Genomic DNA, 24,799 nt, shown 5'->3' with positions numbered 1-24,799 from the left:
GCCAAAAGCTAATATATCTGCAATTTTCAAGGTTCCGATGGAGCCATTTTTTCAGCTCCATTTTTTCATAGACTACTTTACACTACCCCTTCTGCCAAAACACTACGCATCCACAACCATCGCATATTATATCGGCTTTTTTCATTCATTTTATAATATTTTGACAGAAAATACAACTCACACTCCCTTTATTGTTAGTTAACTTTTTGTTGCTAATTATTTTTCCGACAAATCAAAAATATATATTATATTTTCATTTTTTATATAAGTTCCAAAAAGAGCAGATACAACTGTTAAGTCATATCTGCTCTTCTTTTAAGTAACTATTTTTTCAGTCTATTCTTCTCCATATTTCTCCATGAATCTCTGGATAATAATAGCGCATTCTGCACGGCTTGTGCTGCCCTGCGGGTCAAGACGATAAGAACCATCTGTATTCTCTTTTCCTTCAATGATTCCATTTTCTACTGCCCACTTCATAGCAGTTTCTGCGAATTCACTTACCTGCCCTGCATCGGAAAAGCTGTTGATGTCTGCTGTCTTTGAGATATCGTATTTCTTATAATCCGCATAACGATACATCATAACCACCATCTGCTCACGGGTAATCGGATCATTGGTTCCAAAGTATCCAGAATCTGTATATCCGGTAACAACCTTCGCATCTGCTGCCCAGAGAACTGCCGTTGAATAGAACTGTTCAGCCGGTACATCCGGGAATCTGTTCGTATACGCTGCATCCGGTTCGCCTTCAATTCTGTGAAGAATCGTTGCAAACTGCGCACGTACCAGCGTTGCATATGGTGAGAAGTGCGTAGGATCTGTACCCGTCATGGTTCCTTCGTAATAGTTATAAGCCACTTCATCGTAGAACCAGTCAGTTTCTGCTACGTCTTCGTATGGCAATCCCTTACTTTCCAGAGCCTTTGTTGCTTTGTCAAGCGCTGCAGCCGCATCATCAATTTCTTTCTGTGTTGCATCTGTGTCTGCCAATACTTCTTTCGCCTGATTCAAAGCTTCTTCGTAAGCTGCCCAGCTTTCTTCCGTATACTTACCTTTCTCGGTATCCGCTATTGCTGCCTTAACCGCTGCTTCCAGTGCTGTTTTGTCTGTTGTATCAGGTTCCTCTGCTTCCTTCACCGTAACCTTAAAGGTTGCTGTCTTTCCTTCGTATGTTACTGTTACTGTCTGCTCTCCAGTCTTAGTCTTATCATAGCCGCTTACTTCGCAATCTTCTGTGATATCTTTTTCTTCACCATCGCTGTATTTTGCAATCACTTTCATTCCGTCAAGGTCAAGCTCTTCGCCTGCGGTATACTCGATCTTTGTCGGAGGTGTTACTGTAATGGATTCTATCACAACCGGATCCGGTTCCTCTTTCTCTTCCAGCTCTGCTTCTGCTTTGGCAAGATTTGTCTGCGCCTCTTCTACAGATGCAATTGTTGCATCCGGATCCGCAATCACATCTCTTGCTGCCTGCAGCGCATCCTGATATGCTTGCCAGGACTCTTCCGTATAATTTTCAGAATCTTTCTTCGCTGCATCAATATCCTTCTGAAGTTCTGCCTTTGCATTCTCTACAGTATAGGAATCCTCCGGGAATGTCCACTCACCGCCTACAATATCAAGTGTCCAGAGCTGATCATCCGTACCTGCGTATTTTTTCTGTGTAAGCGCTTTTCCATCGCTCTCGCCCAGTGCAGTAAGCGCGAGCTGACTCTTATAATTTATAATCTTATAATATGCCTTACGGTTTGCTCCTGATCCGCGGTATTCAACAAACTCAAGCGCCCACTGCTGATCCGGTGCTCCGGTATTCTCATACTGCTTAATCTCAGCGCCTTCTGTCGTCACTCCATTCCATACGGCCACACCCAGCTCCGTAGCAAAATTCACAAGATGATAATATCCTTCATTTGCCGCCTTTACAAGCTTCCATGTCTGATTACTCTCTCCTCGGTTGGATGCTGTATTAATAACATCTCCGTTGGCGAAGCCTTCTGCTGAGAGAAGATCACCTGTCGCCGCGCTTGTGAATTTCAGATTCGTTGTCTCTTCTACTTCAACTACTTCTGTAGCATCCGGGGTATCTTCATATGTACCATCTAATTTAAAGGTATTGATAGAGTGTGCCGGAACCGTTACATCAAATGCTTCGTTGTTTACTACAACTGTTACATCCTTTGCTGCTGATGTAGAGTTCTTTACATTTAATACAATCTCTCCATCCGTATTCTGGAAACCAATTGCTCTTACATCTTGTACATAACCTGACACAGAACCTTCGCCAAGGTTATTTCCCTCTACCTTAATTCTTCTTGCGCCACTATCAATATTAGAAGTAAAATGTTTTACCTGATAGTAGCTCGGGTTATAACGTATATCCGTTCCATTTACGGAAATCGGAGAATTCTGCGGCCATCTTCTGGAAGCAGGTTCCGCATTATTCTCTCCATTGCCTTCCAGGATCATATTCCAGAGATAGTACTGGCTCACACCTGCATCAAGGAATTCCTTATAGCAGTCAAACTGCTCTTCCGCATACTGCCAGCTATTATCACCACCGCCGCATTTTGACTCGGACTGGATGATTTTCACTGCTGTTCCTGTCTCGGCTTTACTCTGTGAATAAAGCTTTGTAGCAAGAGGAGCGCCCCACCACTGGAAGCAGTAACCATCTACCTTAGAGCTTGTTACCGGATCCCTAAAGGTCGGCCATACCATACTCTGGTTGGAATCAGTAAATGTACCGAGCCACACTTCTACATCCTTATCATTTTTCTCATTATATTCTTCAATTGCATCGCAAAGATAATCTCTTAAGAATACATTGAGCTGATCGCCGGTCCATACACAAGACGGATATGGCGTATTCATAGTCGGCTCATTCTGCGGAGTTACCGCATAAAGATCAATTCCTTCTTCTGCATAGGCCTCAAGATATTTTACAAAATATAATGCATAAGCTTCAAAATTCTCTTCTGTATCTTCAATTCCCGGGAAACCGCTTTCCACGCCGTTTAACTTATTATTTGTCTTCATCCATGCCGGCGGCGTCCACGGGGATGAGAAGAGCGGCATATCCGGAACATATTTCATAGCTGCTTTAATATACGGAATCAAATATTCTTTATCCTGGTCAATACTAAAGCTGCTCATGTCATAATCATCCCACTCAGCGTCCGCATAAGTATACATATCAAGACCAAAGTCACTGGCTCCAATCGGTGTCCTTCCGGCAGACAGCTTCAGTCCATCCGTATTCGGATCAAACAACGCCTGAATCACAGATTCTTTCTGCTCATCTGTAAGGTCACGCATTGCGTACCAGCCTTTTTCATTAAAGCAGCCGCCCCATGGATTGGAATCCATTGTCTGATAACGCGTATTCTGATCCACATAAATATAGTTAGCAGCCGATTCCTTGATTTCTTCAACCTGGTCGTCGGTTACATCCCTTACTTCTACCACGCCATTTTCCGTCCATGGAGACTGTTCCGTTGTAACCGTCCATTCAGCTCCTACAACCTTGTATTCTCCATTTGTCAGCGTAAAGGTCTGTGTATAATCTTCGCACACCTTTACGTTCTTCGTACTATCCTCATAAACAGAAGCTGTCAGAGTATACTCGCCATCCTTGTCAACGGTAAAGGTTCCCTTCCCCGCAGCATTGTTCTGTCCATCTGAAAGTAACATTTCAAAATACATGCCATCCTGCATAGAATAAGCAGTTGAATAGGAAATCACATAATTTTCTGCCGAAACGCTAATATTCGTTATAGAATAATTATCATCATATTTGCTTGCAAAATCAAGTGTCCCCTGCTTCATAACCGCCTCAAAAAGCTGGTTATCTGCACCTGTATAAGTTTCCTGAGTAACCTTGCTGTCATTCACTGTAAGCGCCAGCTTACTATTTTTGTTCAGTATCTTATAATAAGTTTCGCCGTTCTTCTCAACCGCAACAAATCTCCAAAACTGATTTGATGAACCATCCATTGTCCACTGTACCGGTTCTTCACCAGGATCCTTCGTTCCGCCAAGCAAGCCCATGCCTTTGCCGCTGTTCTCATTTACAAGATAGTACCATCCTTTTTCTGAATCCTGCTGAATGCTCCAGGTTTGTGATTTTGCATCTGAAGCTGCAGATGCAGTCACAATATTTCCATTGCCGGTTCCAGAATCAGTAATATCAAGCACCTTGTCATTGGCAAGAGACTTCCATTGTACAACCTGCTTTACTGCCATATTCTTGAAAACCTCGATATAGTTTACATAGGATTTTCCATCCAATGATCCGCTTACTGACAATTCTACCTGAAGGAACTTTGCATCTTCCGGTACTGCTTTCGTAAACGGAATCGGATCAGATGTCCGTGTCGCATAGTTGCTAGCTCCACTTAGCTTCTCATGACATAATTCCACACCTTCCGCTGCATCTGCACTGGTTAAAGCTGTAAGTTTTACATCAAGTTCTCCAACATTCTGTGCATAAGTAACCGTCGCTGCTGACATCTCGCTGAGCCTGTCTGCCTGCACAACAATCTTCGCCGTAGTTCCGCTATCTACATCAATCTGCGGATCGCCTGTGGAACCGTCTGTCTTGTCCACACCTGACGAAACGCCTTCTATGCTTACCGCATAGTCGCTTCTGAGATAATATTTTTCACTGTTTTCTTCAGCCGCCGATACAACAGACACATCGCAGACACAGCCCAAAAGCATTGCAACAGCCATCATAAAGGCAATCATTCTTTTCTTCATAAATATCCTCCTTTTTTGCTTCTGATTCCTTACGTTACCCCAATATAAGTATAGGATTTCCTTTATCAGGTCTGTTCGATTATATCTCAGATTTTAAAATTTTTACATATAATAATTCTCTCTTTTATATATAAAAATTTACTCTATTTTCAATTTTTGTATTGTAGAAACTCTCTATCGCCCGGAGCATATATCCGTAGTCTTTTACCCCTGCTGTCTCATAAGCCGAATGCATGGCAAGCTGCGGAAGGCCTACATCCACACAGTCCATAGACACCTGTCCCATGGCGATATTTCCCAGAGTACTCCCTCCCGCCATATCAGAACGGTTAGCAAAATACTGCAGCGGCACCCCGGCTTTTTCACAGATTCCCTTCCACACAGCAATACTTACTGCATCACTGGTATATTTCTGCCCTGCATGAGACTTCACCACAACCCCTTCATTCATATATACACAATTATTTATATCTGTTTTCTCCGGATGGTTCGGATGCACAGCATGCGCATTATCGCAGCTTACCATAAACCCTGCCGCTGCCGCACGGCAGAAATCTTCCACATCCCTGCCCAGGCATCGATTTACCCGGCAAAGAGTATCAGAAAGGAAGGTAGATCCTGCCCCCTGTTTTGTCCCGGAGCCTACTTCTTCATTATCAAAGCACGTAAATACATTCACAGCACTCCTGTCTTGCCCTTTCAGAAATCCCTGAAGCGAAGCATACGCACATTCCAGATCATCCAGCCTCGGAGCCGAAAAATATTCCTGTCCGGCTCCCCAAACCGAAGGTTCCGTACGGTTATATAAATACAGATCCATCCCATAAATCATTTTCTCATCTATGTGAAGTTCCTCTGCAATTAATCTCTTCAACGCTCCCTTCTCATGCATACCATTCCCCAAAAGCGGCAGCATATCCACCTGCTTATTATAACGATATCCTTCATTCACTTCCCGATTCATGTGTATTGCCAGGCCGGGGATCAAGACCAAATCCCTATCAACACAAACCAGCCTGGAATCGTAAAAGTTTTCCCTTTTCACAACCACTCTTCCCGCAATCGAAAGCGGTCTGTCGAGCCAGGAAGCACACACCATTCCACCATACCCTTCTGTATTAAGCAGTGTATAGTTTCCCTTCACCTGGATTTCTGCATTTTCCTTTACTTTAAAAGCAGGCGAATCACTGTGGGATGCGGCAATCTTAAAGTAATAATCCTCTATGTCTTCTCCCACGGCAAATGCAATAATACTCGAACCATTACGGCTCACAAAATATTTTCCGCCCGCCTCAATCTGCCATCTGTCTTTCTCAGATAATTCACGGAACTGATTCTCTCTCAAGATATGTTTCATATTCTCCACAGCATGAAAAGCTGTGGGACTGTGTTTAATAAAATCAAGCATTCCCTCTGCTGTTTCTGCATACATAACCTATACCTCCCGTTATTTTTCCTAACTATAGTATAACCATTTTCATAATACCCATCAACTATTGCAGTAGTTGACGACTACAAAAAAGCGCCCTATATGCCTCCATATAAAGCGCTTCACTTATATTTCTACAACCTATTGCTCAGTTTTTTATCAAAACTCACTACTTCATCACCAAGTATCCTGTGTCTGGCTATTAGGACACAATCCACAAAATCAAGAGAGGTTTCTGAAAATAATGACAATGCTTCGCATACAGTCTCCTGATTCTCAATACTGATTTCATCCAGAAAATCAATTAAAACCTTTGCAATCTCTGCACGTTCTACTTTATATATACCTTTGAGCACATACACCACCTCTGCAAGAACTTCCGGCAGAGTAAAAGCCCCGGCTTCAATTACCTTTTTTGCTTTTTCGGACATCTGCGGATGATCTCCCAGAAGATAACGCAGGATCACATTTGCATCAATCAGCTTTTTCATATTTTTCTACCATAGCCTTCTCAAATGCGCCTTCCTCCTGCTCCCTTCTAACCAAATCAGCATATTTGGAAAGCCTACCGTATGTGTTCTTATGGTTTGCAGATATCACAAATGGCATCCCATTTTCCAGCACACTCTGTTTTGCAAAAATCCGTACTGCTTCTGCAAAGGATGTCCCCAGTTCCCGATATAACGCTTCCGCTTTCTCTTTCAAATCCGCATCCATCCGGACCTGTAATGTTGCTTCTTTTGCCATAGTGTCACCTCCTATTGTAATACAATAGTACTACAATCTTCTTTTTTTTGTCAATAGTATATGGCGAATCTATATTTTTTATTTTCAGGCGACAAAAAATCCCGCGGCCCTTGATTTTACGGGCTTCATAAGACTCTTTTTCTTTAATCCGCCTTACTCTGTCTAATGATATGCCCTGCTCCTGCTGTATCTTCTGAATTACTCGCCTGTAGTGTGTCATTTTCTGTCTTGTATGGCTCGGTATTTTAACTACAGTACCGCACTGTTCAATATATCGCTGTACGCTCTGTTTTATCCAGTACCCGGCATAAGTCATAAACAACACATTTTCAGAATTTCATAGCGTTTTACCGCCTCCCACAATCCAAAATAGGATTCCTGCAATAAGTCCTCTTGATTCTCATAAGCTGTATAAGGTTTTATAAACTTTTTTATCAATGGCAGATTTTTTTCATACAATAACTGCATATTATCCGTTGCAGAATAACCGTTCCGAATTTCCTCTACAATTTGCTCATTCGTCATTGAAATACACCTACCTTTATTTTATAATCTAGGTAGATGCAAGATATTAAAGAGAAGTCAGATCGCCAAAGTTCAGAAAGAACCGTTTTCTATGCAGACCCCCGTAAGTGCTTAGACGCTTTTATTGTAACGGATTTTTTGCTTGCGTCCTGCTGCCATGTGTGCTATATTTAAGATAGAAAAAGGAAAGCCATAGAAGCGGCTACCCCTCACAATAGTTAAAAACCGATTTTTACATCAGCCGTCAGCTACTGGGAATAGTTGGCGGCTACTTTCTTCCCTTAAAAATCTGATAAAGCAGACTGATAAGAGCAACAATGAGTATTCCAATTTGGATTAAATCCGCATATGTAACATACATTGCATCGCCCTCCTTTCTCTCGTCTGGAGGGCTGTAATACCCTCCGAGTAAACAAGAGGGGGCCGCCTTTGCTCTATGACTTTCCGTAGACATAATATACCACAATTTACCTTGCAATTCAAGCCAACACTCTTTTTCAAGCATCAATCTATCTTGTCGCGCACATATCGCCTGCTTTTCTTTAACAGTCAAGCTCTCATTCCGTTTAAAGCATGTTGCACCAGGAATTAAATCCTGCTGAATCATCAAGCACAATGTCTGGCTGTCCATGTGAAGGAATCCAGCCGCATCATTCACTTTAATCCTTCCGTCCATACCATCACCTGCTGTTTCGTGTGCATATCCTAACCGTTCTGATACTTCCCATAGATTTACCTTACGTGTTTTTGCATACTTTTTTATATCAATATTCTTCACGTCTTTACCTCCTGAAAAGAATAACAATATCAATAGTTTCTACTTGACGAACGCTCGTTGTAACTTTATGATGATTGATAAAAAAGGAAATCCTGAAAAAATCGCACTATACAATGTGCTAGAAAAAAGGATCCGATAACAGAAGAAGAACTTAAATTAGATAGGCAAAAAGTAACAGACAAAACAAGAAAAGTTGATAATTGGATTAAGGGAAAAAACTACCCACAAAACATTTCTGATGTTTTATCTCTATGCAATGCCTTGAATTGCGATTTAGATTACTTTTTTACAGATATGGAAGCACCTACTCATGACATAGAATTTATTTCACAAGAAACTAACCTTTCTTGCGATTCTGTATTATATATACAAACTGCAACCGAATATGAGCAACTTATACTCGACACCATATTAAAAAAAGAATACTTTTGGGATATTTGCCATGCAATTTACTCATATATGCAGACATACTACAAGGAAATTCAAATACAGAATTCTAGCATAGAAAATATCAATCTTCAAGATAAAGAAAAAATGGAGTTTGCAGAGTACAGAGCAACAAAACACTTTTCAAATACCCTCGTCAATAAAATATCTAAGGACGAAGATATAAAAAAATACAATAAATATGAGCATAATATGGAAACACTCCGACACACTATATTGAGCGATAATTTCAAGAAAAGTATGCAACAAGCCTCTGATGAATTTGAAAAATTTAGGCTAAGCGGCAAAGGTGGATTTAATGATTTTATTGAATACTTAGAAAAAAGAGGGAATTCTGATGAAACTACCTAATGGCTTTGGCTCCATCTATAGAAAGGATGTGATCTAATGGCACTATTGAAATGTCCAGAGTGTGAGCATAACGTAGCTGACAAAGCTGTTGCTTGTCCTCACTGCGGTTATCCTATGAATAGTCCAACCAGTACAAAGCCACGTATTAGAAACGGTAAACCTACAAAGTTACCTAATGGATGTCGAGCCCTTGGTTAGTTCAATGATTCTATCGCATTCGTGGTATAGAAAGCTGTTCTGACTTCTTTGGAAAATTTAAAAATTGGGGATATGGCATCCCAATTATCCTTCCAGCGCGTCATGGCATTCGGATATTGACTCTCCCATTTTTCCGTTACGTTTTCCAGTTGCTTAAAGGCTGCTTCTTCATCTACAGCTGTATAAATAGCCTTTAGGTCTTTTGCAAAGGCTTTCATATCTTTGTTTGCTACATATTTTAACGTGTTCCTTACCATGTGAACAATACACCTTTGCTGCTCTGTGAATGGAAATGCAGCTGTGATTGCTTCCTTAATCCCTGTAAGTCCGTCAGAACACAGAATCAGGATATTCTTAATCCCGCGGTTTTTCAGGCTATTCAGCACACTCAGCCAATATTTACTGCTTTCGTTCTCGCCAATCACAATTGTGAGGACTTCTTTTTTTCCGTCTTCATTGATCCCGAGCACAACATAAGCTGCCAGCTTGCGGATGAGTCCATCATCTCTGACAGAAAAATGAACAGCATCTATAAAAACAATAGGATAAACAGCTGATAATGGACGGTTCTGCCATTCTTCAATTTTAGGAAGTAGCTTATCTGTTATATCAGATACCATTCCTTCGCTGACTTCAAAACCGTAGATATCTTCTATCGTTTCTGATATCTGACGTGTGGTCATTCCTTTGGCATACATGGCAATGATCTTGTCATCAATCGCTGAGATGTCCTTTTTTCGCTTTGGCAGAACTTGTGGTTCAAAGGAACTCTGCCGGTCCTGTGGAACATCAACCTCGAATTCTCCATATTTGCTGCGGACACGTTTCTGTTTTGTCCCATTCCGGTAATTCGGTTCACTAGATCGCTCGTATTTCTCATAGCCAAGATGCTCATCCATTTCTGCTTCCATCATTTCCCGGAGCGTGCCGGACAGTAGATCTTTGAGCGCATCCTGAATATCATCCGCAGTCTCAATGTCATACTCTTGGAGTAAACTCTGAATGATATTTCGTTTGCCCTCTGTCATCGGTTTCGGTTTGTAAACTTCTTTTTTTCTGTTTGCCATAATTTAAGGCCTCCTATGATATTTAGATTTTATCATAGAAGACCTTATTCCACATCTATCTATTAGATTTTACAGAAAAAATTTCATAGTCTCAGAAAATCACAAAATAACTGTTACACCGAAATCATATGAAAGGGCATCTGTATTTTATAGACACCCTTTTTCTTTACCTATATATTTGTGTGCTACGTGGCAAAATTTAAGGCTACCGCCAACAACTCATGTCAACGATAGCCCTTGATTTTACGCTATTTCTTAGAATTTTCCAGCCTTCGCTGCTTCTTCAACAGAAACGGCAACTGCAACGGTCATACCAACCATCGGGTTGTTACCTGCACCAATCAGACCCATCATCTCAACGTGAGCCGGTACAGAAGAAGAACCTGCAAACTGCGCGTCGGAGTGCATACGTCCTAATGTATCTGTCATACCATAGGAAGCTGGTCCTGCCGCCATGTTATCCGGGTGAAGGGTACGTCCTGTACCACCACCAGATGCTACAGAGAAGTACTTCTTGCCCTGCTCGATACATTCTTTCTTATAAGTACCTGCAACCGGATGCTGGAAACGTGTCGGATTTGTAGAGTTACCTGTGATGGATACGTCTACGCCTTCTTTGTGCATAATTGCAACACCTTCACGCACATCATTTGCACCATAGCAGTTTACCTTAGAGCGAAGCCCATCGGAATAAGCGATTCTCTGAACTTCTTTTAATTCTCCTGTATAATAATCATACTCTGTCTGAACATATGTAAATCCATTAATTCTGGAAATAATCTTTGCTGCGTCTTTTCCCAATCCGTTCAAAATAACACGAAGTGGTTTCTTACGAACCTTGTTTGCCTTCTCTGCGATACCGATAGCGCCCTCTGCTGCTGCAAAAGATTCATGTCCTGCAAGGAATGCAAAACAATCTGTATCCTCTTCCAGAAGCATCTTTCCAAGGTTACCATGTCCAAGACCTACTTTTCTCTGATCTGCTACAGAACCCGGAATACAGAAAGCCTGAAGGCCTTCACCGATTGCTGCCGCTGCGTCAGCTGCTGTCTTGCATCCTTTCTTAATTGCGATAGCCGCGCCTACTGTATATGCCCAACATGCATTTTCAAAACAGATTGGCTGGATTCCTTTTACCTGATTATATACATCAAGCCCGGCATCCTTTGTAATTTTCTCTGCTTCTTCAATAGAAGAGATGCCATAGCTTCCTAATACTTCATTTATCTTATCAATTCTTCTTTCATATGATTCAAATAAAGCCATTTACTTGTCCTCCTGATTTATTTACCTATATGTACTACTCTTTACGTGGATCAATAATCTTCACTGCATCTGCAACACGTCCATACTGCCCTTTTGCCTTTTCCCAGGCATCGTTCGGTGTATCGCCGGCTTTAATAAAATCAGTGAATTTTCCAAGGCTTACAAACTGATAGCCAATAATCTCATCGTTTTCATCCAACGCAATACCTGTTACATATCCTTCAGCCATCTCAAGGTAACGAGGACCTTTTGCTAATGTTCCGTACATCGTACCAACCTGAGAGCGAAGTCCCTTACCAAGGTCTTCAAGTCCTGCACCGATTGCAAGTCCGTCTTCAGAGAAAGCACTCTGTGTTCTTCCGTATACAATCTGTAAGAATAATTCTCTCATTGCAGTATTAATTGCATCACAGACAAGATCCGTATTTAATGCTTCTAAAATAGTCTTTCCCGGAAGAATCTCAGATGCCATAGCAGCTGAGTGAGTCATTCCTGAACATCCAATCGTCTCAACAAGAGCTTCCTGGATAATACCGTCCTTAACATTCAGCGTAAGCTTACATGCACCCTGCTGCGGAGCACACCAGCCAATACCATGTGTAAATCCAGAAATATCCTTTACTTCCTTAGCCTGTACCCATTTTGCTTCTTCCGGAATCGGAGCTGGTCCGTGATTTGCACCCTGAGCTACCGGACACATCATTTCTACTTCATGTGAATAAATCATTTTAAAACTCCTTTCAACTATGTATGATTTTTTCTTAATGTAAGGCTCGTTATAACTTTAACACCATACCTGGTTTTATTTTCTCACAATTATCATTATTCGTCAATGTGCTTTTATATGAAATTTTATTCATGTATTCCCACCCTTCCTGCTCTGCGCATTGCCAATTCCATTTCATAGATATTTGTTTCGTTATACAATTTTTCTTTTTGACCGCCAAGTTTAATACTCCGCAGATAAGATAATCTGGTATTCTGCGTATTTTTAATGTAAGCAGATTTGATATAACGATTTTCTGGATTTACTGTTGTATAAATCAGAAATTCATTTTCAAGTACTTCCAAAGGCCGCAGATTGTGGGATGTAAAAATTAACTGCCCTTTTGCTTTCTCCTGCATAACCTCCAGGCACTCTCCCAAAAGGTATTCGTAAATTCCAGAATCCACTTCATCCACTACCAGGCAATAAGATTCCTGATTATAACAAGCAACCAGATTACTGCAAATTGAAATCAGCTTTTTTATTCCAGCAGATTCATATAATAGTGGTATTCGTGCACCATCCCGTAGAGTAATAATCTCAAACTGGATACCATCTTTTCCATTTTCCATAAGTTTATCAAATGCATTGTAAATTTCTAACTGGATTTCTGGTATCAATGCCTTCATAACAATATTAATCTGCTCTATCGTATTTGCCACATAGGGATATATCTCCTTTGGAACCACATTAATATCAGTAAGTCGAAGCATGATTCCGGTAATACGAGATTTTATAGAATCTGGCCAGCCAATATTAACTGGTATCATGTCCAAATTCAACGCCAAAAGTGCATAATGTTCATTTTCTATTACAGCAAGATTATACATACCATAATTCTGCAGCATACTACTAAAACGAAAAACTTTCTTTACTTCATCTTCTGCCTGTGCAAACACATCCTGCGCTTTCTTGGAAAACAAAAAAGAACCCACTTCCGGTCGCTGTTTTTCTTCATTATAATTTTCTGTCGCTTGCTGTGCAATTCCCAATGCAACCATATTCTCCATATTTTTTTTATTCTCAAAATAACTATAGTATTTTCGCAGTCGGAAAAGTTCCTTTTCTCCCTTTTGATAATCAAAAACAGGTGTCAACCTCGTTGCTTTTCCTTCTACACATTCCCTCACACTAAGTTTTTCTTTATTAATACAAAAACTGGATTCTCCATTTTTCAAGAGTCCTATTTCATACTCTGCATAGCTTTCCCCATAATCAGTTCTGATTTCAAAACAATACTTCACTTGAGCTGTTTCGCTTTGGGAATTGATATAATAATAAAAGTGTGAAGGAATCTTTTTCCCGCTAAATAGACATTTTAATAGAACCATACAATCAACAACTACCGTTTTACCTGAGCCATTCTGACCATAAATTCCCAGAATACTTCCCTTCCTGCTTTTTGAAAGTTCTAGTCTTCCGTACTTCACATTCTTTATATTATTTATTTCTATTGCGACAAGACGAATGACATTCTGCTTCATATTCCGCCTCCTGTTTTACTAATTGGTTCTATTATATGATGTTGGGGTCAAAAGCCCCCAACTATGATGCGCACGGATTGTTCCATGCTACGCAGAAAGTCAATTCTTATTCTTTATTCGTTAATTTTATTAACAATATTTTATTTAAATTCTCTCCCTAAGACATTTGCCATTATTCCTAATGCGCATCCTAACGAATTGCATATGACATCATCTGTCTCGGCCAATCCTAATGCCCAACAATATTGCAGTACTTCAACACTAATACTAATGCAACACCCTGTCACAAAGCAATACATCCACCTTTGTCGGTCATTTTTTGCACATTTAAATATATACGGAAGCGCAAGTCCCAGTGGTAAAAACAGGACTACATTCATCAACAAGGTTCTCGATGCTTCTTTGTTATATGACATTGTCGTAAATGTATGAAACGGCATCAATTCAACTACCCTCTGCTCACTTACACGTCCCAACAACGTCATCCTGATAATAAGGAAAACAGAACATATGCAAAGTATTATGTTTACACATCTCCACCATTTTTCAAACTTCTTATTTTTATTTGCAACTTGCTCTAGTTTTGCCCATACAAGAATAGCAAATACCATCATTATAATCACACTGTTTAAAGGTAGCGCATAAAATTTATTCATATTTCAGATTAGGGTGTCAAAAGACACGTTTGTAAATATTTGATTTTGTTTGTACCTTGAAAATTTAATGCTACTATTTTAAGCGCCAACTATTAATGCAGTCAGATACAAAATTGCCCCAGCTTTTGCAAGTTAGAGTAATTATCATAAATAGCTGTATGTAAATATGAGGTTTAAAATGTCTCATCTTTACATGCCAAACCAAAACTTCACTCTAGACTTTTTAATAATTTCTGTAACAGGAACCAGCATAATTATTATAATAACAAATGTAACTATTGCCGAAAGAATCTGTTCAGCATAACCTATACCCTGAAAAACTCCAAGAACTTCGTAAATATAACTGCATCCCACAATAATAACACGAGAATGTAATGCAAAGATAAGCATTGTATTTCTTCCGAGATATTGAACTGCTAATGGTTGTGTTAAATTTGATAAAGAAATAACAAAAAATATCCCAGAAAATGCTGAAATGAATGTCAAAATCTCATTACCATACAACCCAACCGACATATCCAATGATTCATGTGTCAATTTAATACCCATAACTCCACTAATCACATTTACCATTAAAAAGACATTCGTATACAATACATTCTTTCTTACATTAGAAGGTGCGGTGATTGTTTTTAAAATTTTAGAAGATTTCATTATTCTGCCAACATGGAAGAATAATTGTGCTACAAACGCAATATCTAAATTCCACGGTAAAGACCCAAACCCTAATCGGTACCGCATCAGACCAATCGCACACATCAATATAGAGATGGCAGTTAATTTTTTATAATTAGCACTGCATATTTTATTTAAAAAATAGTAAATTATTTCAACCAGAAACAATGCTGTTAAAAACCATATCGTCCAGAAATGTTCCTGAATAATCAAATTCTTGAACATTTCTCGTGTCGAGCCGTACAAACTATTTTCAACCCCGATAATAGAATTTACGATTGTATAAAATAGCAATATAATGAATCCATAAGTAACATACGGAACTAATAATGATTTAGCTTTCTTTATAAGATACTGCTTCCATGTATACTTTCCTCCAGAATATACAAGCCCTGATAAAAAAAAGAACAGAGGCATATGAAACAAATATATCCATGTTGTCATAAATGGAATATGCAAATGTCCTAAAATAACAAGAATTAACCCTATTCCCTTTGCAGTATCAATCCATTCTATTCTTTTCCCCAAGGCTATCCTCCTAACATATTTCAACGAATATCTTTTTCTTATAACAGAAAACAAGAACACCATACTTTCCGCAAGAAACGCACCGACAAGGTTCGGAATAAATAATACTGTCGCCGGTCTTACGCTGCAATCGTTGAGGTATTTTTTTGTGTCAATTTCTTAACCATTTAAAGTATACAGGAAGCTTTCTTCACTTTTATCTCAATTATGTTATGCAAATCCATCAGTTCCTCTACTTGTTCTACAGTACTAAATGGATACTTTTTTTTACTCTCGAAACCGAATCCATACAAAACTCCCACAAAATCTACACCTGCACTGACAGCTCCTTCATAATCATACCGACTGTCTCCAACCATGAGCACCCTTCCCACAGTTGAAGTTTTATTAATAACAAGCTTAATTGTGTCACATTTTGTAAATGATTCATTTTCATCCATTCCAACGATTGAATCAAAAAAATGTGAGATGCCAAAATTTTCAAGAACTTTTTCGGCTATTTTTTGTGATTTCAATGTCGAAACTGCTAATTTGATACCTTGCTCTTTAAAATTCTCTAACAGAGCGATTATTCCTGGATAAACTGTTGCTTCATAAATGGCTTTTTCACGCCCATACTGTCTGTGACATTTTGCTGCTTCCATTGCAGTATTTTCATCAACTCCATAGATTTTCATATACATAGATTTAGGCGGTGGACCTACAAATTCTTTTAGTCTTGCATCTAAAATCGGAGTAAATCCCATTTGTTGTTCCGCAAATCGAACGCTATTGAAAATTCCAGGCGATGTATCAAGCAAAGTTCCATCAAGATCAAAGATTACCAATTCATATTTATTCTTCATCGAATCATCCTTATTCTTTATATACAGTGTTGGTCAAGAACTTAATTTTCATTTGTTTTTCTAATTGAGCAACTTTTTTGGCTGTTGCCACATTTATTCTGATCAATCGTTCTGCCTCAACATCTATTGTCATCGACTGCTCATAAAAATTCTGTTTTATATCCGTAGAAAAGCCATCAAATCCAGCTAAAACAATATCCTGAACACCAACCTTCTTCAAAAGATTGATGCACATCAAACCAGCATTATCTGCTATACACTGTTCTTCATTTATATAGCTTGAATAGTCAACAACAATAACATTATGATTAGATTCAACCGTAATATTTGAGGTAACAATAATTTTCCTATCATATGTAGACTGTTCAACAATATCTTGAATGCTCTTAAATCTTTTCATATTGCTAATAAATGAAGCATCTACTACTATATCTGTCGGTATAAAGTTTACACTAATTACAAAATAATCATCATGCTCACTTATCAACTGATTAATTCTCTCAGTATTAGCTCTCAAAGACTTTCCAGGGGCAAGCAACAACACTTTTTTTCCATTTATCAAATTAACAATCTGATTCTGCGCCTCTTCATCTTCTACATGATGATTCATATATCGAATATATTCTTCACCAATATACTTTTTATCGAACAAAGCTCGTTTTTCAAATTCAAGATTATTTAATATTGCATGGATATCCTGAACATGAAGCGTTTGTTTATTCAGCAAAAAAGAAGCATAATTGGGATGACATCCGGCTACAGATGCTATATAATACGCAGCATCATACCCCCAATTATACTTCATACTTAAGGGACGAATATACTCATCAATGATTTCAAGAATTTCAAGATTGTCATATTTCAATCCTAAGTTAGAGTTAATGTATTGCGTAACCAATTCTGTATTTAAATTTCCTGCACCACGTCCCATCCCATAGATTGATGCATCAACAATCAGTCTACGCGGAGTATTGAGTTGCATCAGTTCCTGTGCATTCGCGAAGGACAGCTGCAAGTTGTTATGCGAATGAAAACCAACTGAGATATTTCTATTCAAATTATGATCCACAAGATAAAACATTCTTAGCAAATCATTTTTATACATAGTTCCTAGTGTATCCACTAAATAGAACGCAAATGGCTTTAGCTCATTTATCCTCGTAATTAACTTTAATAGAGCCTCATCCGTATAAGTCATGGTACCGACAGGCTGCATAAAGACCTTATATCCCTTATCTATGAGCTGTCTTCCTAATACAAAAGCAGGAGCAATTTCATGCTCATGAAAAGTAAGCCGAATGCCATCAATTGATGTTCCATCACAAATAGCTATTTCCTCATTTGAGATTCCGCCATATTGAACCATACCTACATATAAAAGATTTGGATTTTTATTTCCTATCATTTTTTTTACGGCCTCAACACTACCAAATAGAGACCGATTAACATCAAATGCACCTGATTTAAGAAAGCCACATTCAATAATATCTATCGAAGCACTAGAAAGCTTCTGGACAATATCTTTTAAGACAACATGTCCAAAATTAAAGTCATTGACATAACCGCCATCTCTTAAAGTGCAATCTAAAATATTAATTCTATCCACAATTACTCTCCTTTGACTTCTCCTTTTATATATTTTTCTCAATCATCTTACGCACTTTCTCCAGATCTTTAGGGGTATCTACAGAAATGGATTCAGACTGGACATAATTGAAATGAAGATCGATACCATGCTCAAGGAAACGGAGATGGTCAATATCTTCGACTTTCTCCAAATCGCCCATTGGAGTGTTTACAAAAAAATCAAGGGCAGCACGATTAAAACATTCCACACCAACGTATTTCTTGTACTTAAAGAACAATGTGCCTCTGGGATATGGCACAGGAGTCCGAGACATATACAAACATTTCCCCGTCTGCTCAGACACAACCAGCTTAATCTTTGCAAAATCAATTGTTTCCGCAGGATCGGTCAGAATACGCATTGCGCCTCCAAAATACGGAGCCGATACAATCTCTTTCGGAACCACCGGCAGAATGCATTCCTTAGAAATAAGCGGTTCATCACCATTAATACACATATAATAATCCGCATCAATTTTCGTTGCCACTTCATGAATTCTCGAAATATGCTCTGGATGATTTTCTTTTGTCAAAATGTACTTCACTCCATACTTCTCACACATTTCCTGAATGCGAGGATCATCAATGGCACAAACAACCTCATCAAATACAGAAATTTTGCTTACTTGCTGATATACCCACCAAAGCATAGGCTTACCGCAAATATCTGCAAGGGGCTTACCCGGAAAGCGTGTACTGGCATAACGTGCGGGAATTGCTGCAACAATCTTCATATTTTTAATCCTCCAATACCTTTTCTAGTTGAATACGTTCAAAAACTTCTAATTTACCACCTCTTGTGGCATTATAAATTTTCACGCCTAATTTCTTGGAAACTTCTTCTGCTGTCTTATACGCAACACTTGTCTCCTCAATTCGAGGGAGATTATTCATATTTACGTAACTCTGCATTCCTGCTGCGTAACTATTTCCCAGCTGCTCCTGACGAACAGGTCTCCCCTTCGCATCTCTAGAAATATTGTAATTATGGTCGATTCCAAGCAAGTAAATCTCTTTAAATCCCATATAGATAGCAATCTGAATTGCTCCATACGTTACGGTAAATCCCTGCGCAAGATATTTGGAAATATCGAGACTGAACGGTGCTTTATGTGGATAAAATTCCTTATGCTTTAACACGAAGAAACGATACTTTTCACCTACAAACTTTTCTTTATAATCTACTGGAAGAAATAAAAGCTCTGCCTCAACCTTTTTAATTCTATTTCCAAATTTTTGTATCAAATTATGATCCTGATTAACATAAAATGTTGGTCTCCACTCTGTCCGGTCAAACAACTCATAAATTCGATTCGTTGCAAAAGTATATTCATCAGAAAGCATTTCAAGATCAGCCACTGTAAGGCTAGGTCCTGTGCCAATGATAAAACATCGTTTACCTGAATATTTACCTTTTAAACCCGAAATCCGTTTCATCTCCGATTTGTTTTGTAATTGTTGACTTTTGGCTAACCTACCGAACAAATAATTATATGCCACTTTTGAAATAAGCGGACTCTTTTTGATAAATGATTTTATTCCCAATGTCCTATTTCCTCCTATTTACTATAGTAGAAATCAATCTTGCTCTCTGCCCTTTTCCCAATACAACAAAAGTCACAACCATTCCTGATAGTAAAGTGCTAAAGCCGCCCACGAAAATCAATTTAAACCATGTATTCAGTACAATAAAGTAGTTGAAGGTTAGCCCGACAATTATGCAAAAAGCTAAACACAAGCATGCTTTAATCATATCCAGCCAAAAAATGTACTTAGGTTTATGAATGCAGTACGCTGCGTATGGAGCATTAAATAAAAAATTACGAGTAAGACCAATAATCGCGCTTACACCGGCAATTGCGTATACCCCCATTTCCGTATACTTTAGAAGTATGAACACCGCGACAACATTCGTTACTCCCGCAATAAATAAAACAACTGCTTGCCACTTTACTTTATTCGCAATGGTGTAAAGATAATTCATGCTGTTAATAGATCCGCCTGTTAATTGTGGAAGCAGCACAAGTATAGACAGAACATACACCGTTCGAATATCTGTATTCGGTGTCCACAATCGGAAGAACGGAATTCCAAACGCAATCAAAAAGCTAATCGGCATACATGATATTACGGTCATAAAACGAATACTGTTTTTTACTTCTCCATATAGTTGTTCATAATCGCCATGTGAATAATGCTTTAGGAAATTCGGTGTAAACATATTAGATAATGCACTGATAAACGTAGAAATTACACCTGGTAAGGTATTAGCAACCGACAAATACCCCATTGCTTCCGCGCTGACCATTAAATTGGCTATAACAAGATCAAGTCCATTCAACAGCGTAATACTCAATTGATTAATCGAATTCCATATTCCTGAAGCCATTATTTCTAACATTGAGGATAGTTTTGCAACTTTAATATCAAAATACAAATCCGGCAAGAGCTTTCGCGTGAAGTGAACATTCCCCATTGCAACAATCATTGTCGCAACCAAAGTTGCTATGCCAAGGAATACAATTGACGGCTGAAATTTCGCATACAAAATAACCAAAAGTATTGATTTTACAATATTGGAAGTCATCTGAAGTAGCGAAGAAATATCCAATCTATTCTTAATTGTATAAACACATCCAAATACTGAAAAAACAATATTACAGCACATGTTTAAGAACACTATAAAGAACAATACCTTTACATCTCTTACCAGTTCTATTGGAATGTTGATAAGATTTTCTAAATTTAATATAGCTAAGGAACTAGGCAGCAGGACAATAAGTGAAAATGCAAAATCTCCGGCAAATACAGAAGAATAAAATTTTCTCGCCTTCTCCATATCATTATTATGCACTCCAATTCCAATAAAGCGCGCTGCCATAGAGTTAAGCGCCGTAGTAATAATCAACGCATAATTTACCACCGTATTTGCCATCGTAAAAAATCCATATGCAGTAGAACCCACACTTGAAATCAAGTACGACGTCAAAAAGAAGTTGAGACCAAACTGAATAAGTAGGTTCACCATCGTTGCTATTGTATTTGAAACAAATTGCCAATTATGTTTATTTCGCATTTTTATCCTCGTAATCTTAATCCCAACCGCATAGCAGTCAGAAGAACCCTGTATTCATGATGCGATAAACACCATTTAACTATTTTTTCCCTTAGACTATTATTTTTACTGGTATTTTCTAACATTTGAATAATCATTGCTCTATCTAAATATCTATCTAATTCTTTCGCTAATTGCATGGCTGTGCTTTCCTTAAACTTTGCAGCACATAAAAACAATGAATACAAAAAAGTATTCATTTGGTTTGATAGTGCTTCCTTTTGGATATCTGTGGTAGCTCTGCACTTCTTTTCCGAATAAAAAAGCACCAACCGATTCCATTCTTTTTGCCCATCAAAGTTTGCTGCCAACTTTGCAGTAATTGAATCGTTATTTACAACATAATTATAAATTACAACATCATCAATACAAATTAACTCACAGTGATTTATAAACTCAATATTAAGAATTTGATCTTCGTATGGCTGTATTTTCGATTTAAAGTTCAAGCCATTGTCAAGGAAAATTTTTCGTCGAAAAATCTGCTTCCATGCAAAGCCATGTAAAACCGCCTTTCGTGGAAGTGGTCCAAAAGCTTGCGGAAGTATCTTGTTCATAACTTGCTTACCAGAATATACACCTACATCATATGGGATTTCACAAACTACTTTGTTCCCATCAGATACAGTATTATATGCCGTTATATACAAATCACACTGCGTCTTTTTTATCTTATCTACTGCATAGTCGTATCCTACCGGTTCCAAATAATCGTCTGAATCGCAAAATCCGATATAATCGGCATCCACTTCTTGAATTCCCAAATTTCTCGCACAGATATAACCAATGTTATTTTTCAGCGTAAAGACTTTGAATCTGCTATCTTTTTGCGCATACTCCCGACAAATCTCACCACACCTGTCAGGAGAGCCATTATCGATTAGGAAAAACTCCAGTTCGGGGCTTTTTTGCGCCATCATGGAATCTAGCAGACGGGGAAGATCCTTTTCTGCTTTATATATAGTTGTGATAATACTAACCTTCATGAACTACTTTACAACCTCTTGCCTATCATATATTTTAACATCTTTAATTTTTCTTCTTCATAAATAAATCTTAAAACTATAAATTTAAAAACATCTCTCTTTTCCTTTTTATAGTCCCAATATCCATCCAATTCTGTTGATTCAATCTTGCAAATTTCTTCAGTTGCTTCTACTGATTTTATTTCATTAGGAATTGCTATATAATTTTTACCTATCTCACCGGATATATTCATTTTTCTTTTTTGAAAATGAACATACATCACTTCCTCTGTTATATCAGAATTTCTCATGTATACCCTTCCATCTTCCACTATACATACACACGGTTTCTTCTCTTTGTCTTTTGCAAGATAGAATGGATAATGATGATAATCTATATCAGCATATAGGTTTCTATTTGAATAAATAGAATATCCTGACTGAAATAACTCACCATTAAATCCTAAGTAATACCCCCCCACGCCTCATCATAAGTATAATTAATAGGTTTTTTAAGTATAGTCAAGTATCCTCTATATTTTTTAAAATTCTCATTTATAGCCTTGTCATTACGAATAAAGCTTAAATGACCTAAATCAAGAATCTTATCATATTTCCTAAACAATTCCATAGGAAGAAAATCGAAAATTTTTCCCCAAACGACATCCATGTCGCAATAGCCCCAGAAATCAAAATCCTTGAGATATTCTTCAAAAAGGTAGCCATACAATGGCTTGTAATCACACAACTTATATGGACTTTCAAGCGAAATACTCATGCCCAACTTCTGTTCAAACTTATTTTTCAACTCCTTAAATGTTAGATTCAATCGTTTCACATTTAAAGGTAATACCTCAGAACAATCAATATCTGTAACTAATAACCACTCTATTTCTGGATTATTTTTGCAAGACTTTAACCATAAATCAAATATTGATGGAAATTTTCCATAATATGGAATTATCAATTTAAATTTCATTCTTAACTCCCTCATGATAATCTTTAAAGCTCATTAAATTTAAATCTTTTTCACTAATGATAAGATTCTCCTTACCACCAATTAATTCAAAAGGCCACTCAATACAGATATCAGGATCGTCATACATGATACCGGAATCTCCCTCACCATAGAAGACCTCTGCACATTTATAACTGACAACAGAATCCTCAATAACAAGATAACCGTGACCGAAGTATTCAGGAACCAGCAACATATTAGTGTTATCACCAGTCAAATGAAAGCCTCGCCACTGACCGTAAGTAGAAGAGTCCGGACGTAAATCAACGATTACATCATACACATGACCACTAACACAGCGAACTAACTTCGCCTGCTGCTTCATCAACTGAAAATGAGTTGCTCGAATAACGCCACGCTTAGAAATAGTGTAGAACACTTCCTTAAGCTCATGATCAATACCATAAGCCTTAAATATATCAACATTATAGTCCTTAATCAGACCACCACGGTTATCTGTAGCAAAGAAAGGCTTGATCCGATATGCGCCCTTCAAATCAAGTTCCTGGAAATCAAACTTCTGAATCATTCTGCTTCTCCTCTAATATAATCGGCAGTCATAAGAATACCTTCTGCAAAAGGAACTTGATTCTTATAACCAGTATCTTTTTCAACTTTCTTCAAATCAAATTGACTATACGAAATGTCCACACCATTGAAAGGAATATCTCCCAAACCAATCTCTGCTTCCGGATCAACGACATTCCTCATCTCCATCAGGAACTCACGCAGAGGCTTCGGAGCTCCACTACCAATATAATAGCGATTAAATGCCTTGCCGCTCTCAGCGACTGCAATAATAGCATTAATAGCATCAGTAATGTAGATAAAATCATAGGTCTGATAACCTGCAGTGAAAGAGCAATGCTCTTTATGTACCAGCTTGTTGATAGCGGTATAAATCATTCTTGCAGACTTCTCGCCTACACCATAGATATTGGTAATGATTACAGGAATGAACTCAACACCATTCATCTTAGCAACTGTCTCTCCCATTAGATGAGCTGCTAGCTTACCAGTACCATAAATATATCCGCCTGTAGGTTCGATATCATCAGACTGTAGGTATTCATAAGTCTCCATTTCATTGATGCTGGAAGCGTAGACTACTCTCTTGCAACCAACCTCTTTGCACAACAGGATATAATCACAAGCCATCTTCACATTATTTAACTGGACAGCATAATCTGCTCTTTCCGGACCGGATGTTCCTATCCACGCCAAATGGAAGAAGCAATCATATTCCACAGAAGGAATTACATCCTTCAATTCGACCGCTTCTTTGTTCATTACATTGACACAGGTAACAGATGCATTATTCAGCAAAACATCGTCGAATCTTACATCCAATGCAATTACCTCATATTCCTTTTCCAACAGTGCATTCACCAACATTTTACCGATAAAACCATTTGCACCGGTCACAATTGCTTTTCTCATTTTCCATCCTCCAAAAACTCTCGGGTACTGTAAAGTTTTACAGTCCTATTTTTCTTTAAAACCTTATATTTTCAAGGCATTCATCACTTTTGCAAATAAAAAAGCAATG

General features: G+C 38.2%; 23 protein-coding genes and 1 pseudogene. 2 read left to right on the top strand and 22 right to left on the bottom strand.

Features of this window, described 5'->3' with window-relative positions; genetic code table 11:
• Positions 1–336: 336 nt before the first annotated feature.
• The 6 genes from OCV99_RS16970 to OCV99_RS16945 all read right to left on the bottom strand — a co-directional run bounded on the left by OCV99_RS16970 (position 337) and on the right by OCV99_RS16945 (position 8,243).
• Positions 337–4,764 (bottom strand): RICIN domain-containing protein, encoded by a 4,428-nt coding sequence (locus OCV99_RS16970; RefSeq protein WP_158372173.1) that lies wholly within the window; start codon positions 4,762–4,764, stop codon positions 337–339.
• Positions 4,765–4,888: 124 nt separating this feature from the next.
• A complete protein-coding gene (locus tag OCV99_RS16965; protein WP_158372171.1) occupies positions 4,889–6,196 on the bottom strand; it encodes a M18 family aminopeptidase in 1,308 nt (435 codons plus the stop codon).
• A 131-nt stretch (positions 6,197–6,327) separates the two neighbouring features.
• Complete coding sequence (locus OCV99_RS16960; RefSeq protein WP_158372169.1) at positions 6,328–6,684, bottom strand: PIN domain-containing protein; 357 nt, start codon at positions 6,682–6,684, stop codon at positions 6,328–6,330.
• Positions 6,668–6,940, bottom strand: coding sequence for a type II toxin-antitoxin system RelB/DinJ family antitoxin (locus OCV99_RS16955; RefSeq protein WP_158372167.1), 273 nt, complete (start codon positions 6,938–6,940; stop codon positions 6,668–6,670). The genes OCV99_RS16960 and OCV99_RS16955 overlap by 17 nt, the downstream gene beginning before the upstream one ends.
• Positions 6,941–7,252: 312 nt before the next feature.
• Positions 7,253–7,465 (bottom strand): sigma factor, encoded by a 213-nt coding sequence (locus OCV99_RS16950; RefSeq protein WP_158372166.1) that lies wholly within the window; start codon positions 7,463–7,465, stop codon positions 7,253–7,255.
• A gap of 268 nt (positions 7,466–7,733) precedes the next feature.
• Positions 7,734–8,243: a hypothetical protein gene (locus OCV99_RS16945; protein ID WP_158372164.1), complete on the bottom strand. Its 510-nt coding sequence runs from the start codon at positions 8,241–8,243 to the stop codon at positions 7,734–7,736.
• A gap of 294 nt (positions 8,244–8,537) precedes the next feature.
• On the opposite strand from OCV99_RS16945, the gene OCV99_RS16940 reads away from it, so the two are divergent.
• Complete coding sequence (locus OCV99_RS16940; RefSeq protein WP_158372162.1) at positions 8,538–9,041, top strand: hypothetical protein; 504 nt, start codon at positions 8,538–8,540, stop codon at positions 9,039–9,041.
• A gap of 36 nt (positions 9,042–9,077) precedes the next feature.
• Positions 9,078–9,239 carry a zinc ribbon domain-containing protein gene (locus tag OCV99_RS18450; protein ID WP_158372160.1) on the top strand — a complete coding sequence of 54 codons (162 nt, stop codon included), beginning with the start codon at positions 9,078–9,080 and terminating at the stop codon, positions 9,237–9,239.
• Here the strand turns inward: OCV99_RS18450 and OCV99_RS16935 are convergent.
• The 16 genes and pseudogenes from OCV99_RS16935 to OCV99_RS16860 form a co-directional block, all read right to left on the bottom strand.
• Positions 9,239–10,306, bottom strand: a pseudogene (locus OCV99_RS16935) (IS256 family transposase); the annotation flags it as partial. The gene OCV99_RS18450 and the pseudogene OCV99_RS16935 overlap by 1 nt on opposite strands.
• Positions 10,307–10,561: 255 nt before the next feature.
• Complete coding sequence (locus OCV99_RS16930; protein ID WP_158372158.1) at positions 10,562–11,572, bottom strand: GGGtGRT protein; 1,011 nt, start codon at positions 11,570–11,572, stop codon at positions 10,562–10,564.
• A 34-nt stretch (positions 11,573–11,606) separates the two neighbouring features.
• Complete coding sequence (locus OCV99_RS16925) at positions 11,607–12,299, bottom strand: iron-sulfur cluster assembly scaffold protein (protein WP_158372156.1); 693 nt, start codon at positions 12,297–12,299, stop codon at positions 11,607–11,609.
• A 125-nt stretch (positions 12,300–12,424) separates the two neighbouring features.
• The gene (locus OCV99_RS16920) at positions 12,425–13,822 is read right to left on the bottom strand and encodes an AAA family ATPase (protein ID WP_158372154.1); all 1,398 of its coding nucleotides are present in this window, start codon (positions 13,820–13,822) and stop codon (positions 12,425–12,427) included.
• 140 nt (positions 13,823–13,962) lie between these two features.
• Positions 13,963–14,433, bottom strand: coding sequence for a VanZ family protein (locus tag OCV99_RS16915; RefSeq protein WP_262576008.1), 471 nt, complete (start codon positions 14,431–14,433; stop codon positions 13,963–13,965).
• Positions 14,434–14,667: 234 nt separating this feature from the next.
• The gene (locus tag OCV99_RS16910; RefSeq protein ID WP_262576007.1) at positions 14,668–15,681 is read right to left on the bottom strand and encodes an acyltransferase family protein; all 1,014 of its coding nucleotides are present in this window, start codon (positions 15,679–15,681) and stop codon (positions 14,668–14,670) included.
• A gap of 167 nt (positions 15,682–15,848) precedes the next feature.
• Positions 15,849–16,526 carry an HAD hydrolase-like protein gene (locus tag OCV99_RS16905; RefSeq protein ID WP_158372148.1) on the bottom strand — a complete coding sequence of 226 codons (678 nt, stop codon included), beginning with the start codon at positions 16,524–16,526 and terminating at the stop codon, positions 15,849–15,851.
• A gap of 10 nt (positions 16,527–16,536) precedes the next feature.
• Positions 16,537–18,132 (bottom strand): aldolase catalytic domain-containing protein, encoded by a 1,596-nt coding sequence (locus OCV99_RS16900; protein ID WP_262576006.1) that lies wholly within the window; start codon positions 18,130–18,132, stop codon positions 16,537–16,539.
• Positions 18,133–18,157: 25 nt separating this feature from the next.
• Complete coding sequence (locus tag OCV99_RS16895; RefSeq protein ID WP_158372144.1) at positions 18,158–18,886, bottom strand: 3-deoxy-manno-octulosonate cytidylyltransferase; 729 nt, start codon at positions 18,884–18,886, stop codon at positions 18,158–18,160.
• A 4-nt stretch (positions 18,887–18,890) separates the two neighbouring features.
• The gene (locus OCV99_RS16890; protein ID WP_158372142.1) at positions 18,891–19,697 is read right to left on the bottom strand and encodes a 6-hydroxymethylpterin diphosphokinase MptE-like protein; all 807 of its coding nucleotides are present in this window, start codon (positions 19,695–19,697) and stop codon (positions 18,891–18,893) included.
• 4 nt (positions 19,698–19,701) lie between these two features.
• On the bottom strand, positions 19,702–21,228 hold the full coding sequence (locus OCV99_RS16885; RefSeq protein ID WP_158372140.1) for a lipopolysaccharide biosynthesis protein: 1,527 nt from the start codon (positions 21,226–21,228) through the stop codon (positions 19,702–19,704).
• Positions 21,229–21,230: 2 nt separating this feature from the next.
• The gene (locus OCV99_RS16880; protein WP_158372138.1) at positions 21,231–22,253 is read right to left on the bottom strand and encodes a glycosyltransferase family 2 protein; all 1,023 of its coding nucleotides are present in this window, start codon (positions 22,251–22,253) and stop codon (positions 21,231–21,233) included.
• Positions 22,254–22,261: 8 nt separating this feature from the next.
• Positions 22,262–22,714 (bottom strand): DUF6625 family protein, encoded by a 453-nt coding sequence (locus OCV99_RS16875; protein WP_158372136.1) that lies wholly within the window; start codon positions 22,712–22,714, stop codon positions 22,262–22,264.
• On the bottom strand, positions 22,696–23,211 hold the full coding sequence (locus OCV99_RS16870; protein WP_158372134.1) for a DUF6625 family protein: 516 nt from the start codon (positions 23,209–23,211) through the stop codon (positions 22,696–22,698). The genes OCV99_RS16875 and OCV99_RS16870 overlap by 19 nt, the downstream gene beginning before the upstream one ends.
• Positions 23,201–23,779 (bottom strand): dTDP-4-dehydrorhamnose 3,5-epimerase family protein, encoded by a 579-nt coding sequence (locus tag OCV99_RS16865; protein WP_158372132.1) that lies wholly within the window; start codon positions 23,777–23,779, stop codon positions 23,201–23,203. Before OCV99_RS16865 ends, OCV99_RS16870 begins: the two co-directional genes overlap by 11 nt.
• Positions 23,776–24,690 carry an NAD-dependent epimerase/dehydratase family protein gene (locus OCV99_RS16860; protein ID WP_158372131.1) on the bottom strand — a complete coding sequence of 305 codons (915 nt, stop codon included), beginning with the start codon at positions 24,688–24,690 and terminating at the stop codon, positions 23,776–23,778. Before OCV99_RS16860 ends, OCV99_RS16865 begins: the two co-directional genes overlap by 4 nt.
• Positions 24,691–24,799 lie beyond the last annotated feature (109 nt).

The organism is Dorea acetigenes (assembly GCF_025567385.1).
GTDB lineage: Bacteria > Bacillota > Clostridia > Lachnospirales > Lachnospiraceae > Claveliimonas > Claveliimonas acetigenes.
The sequence above is the reverse complement of the archived record's forward strand: the minus strand, read 5'-3'. Positions and strand labels throughout refer to the sequence as shown.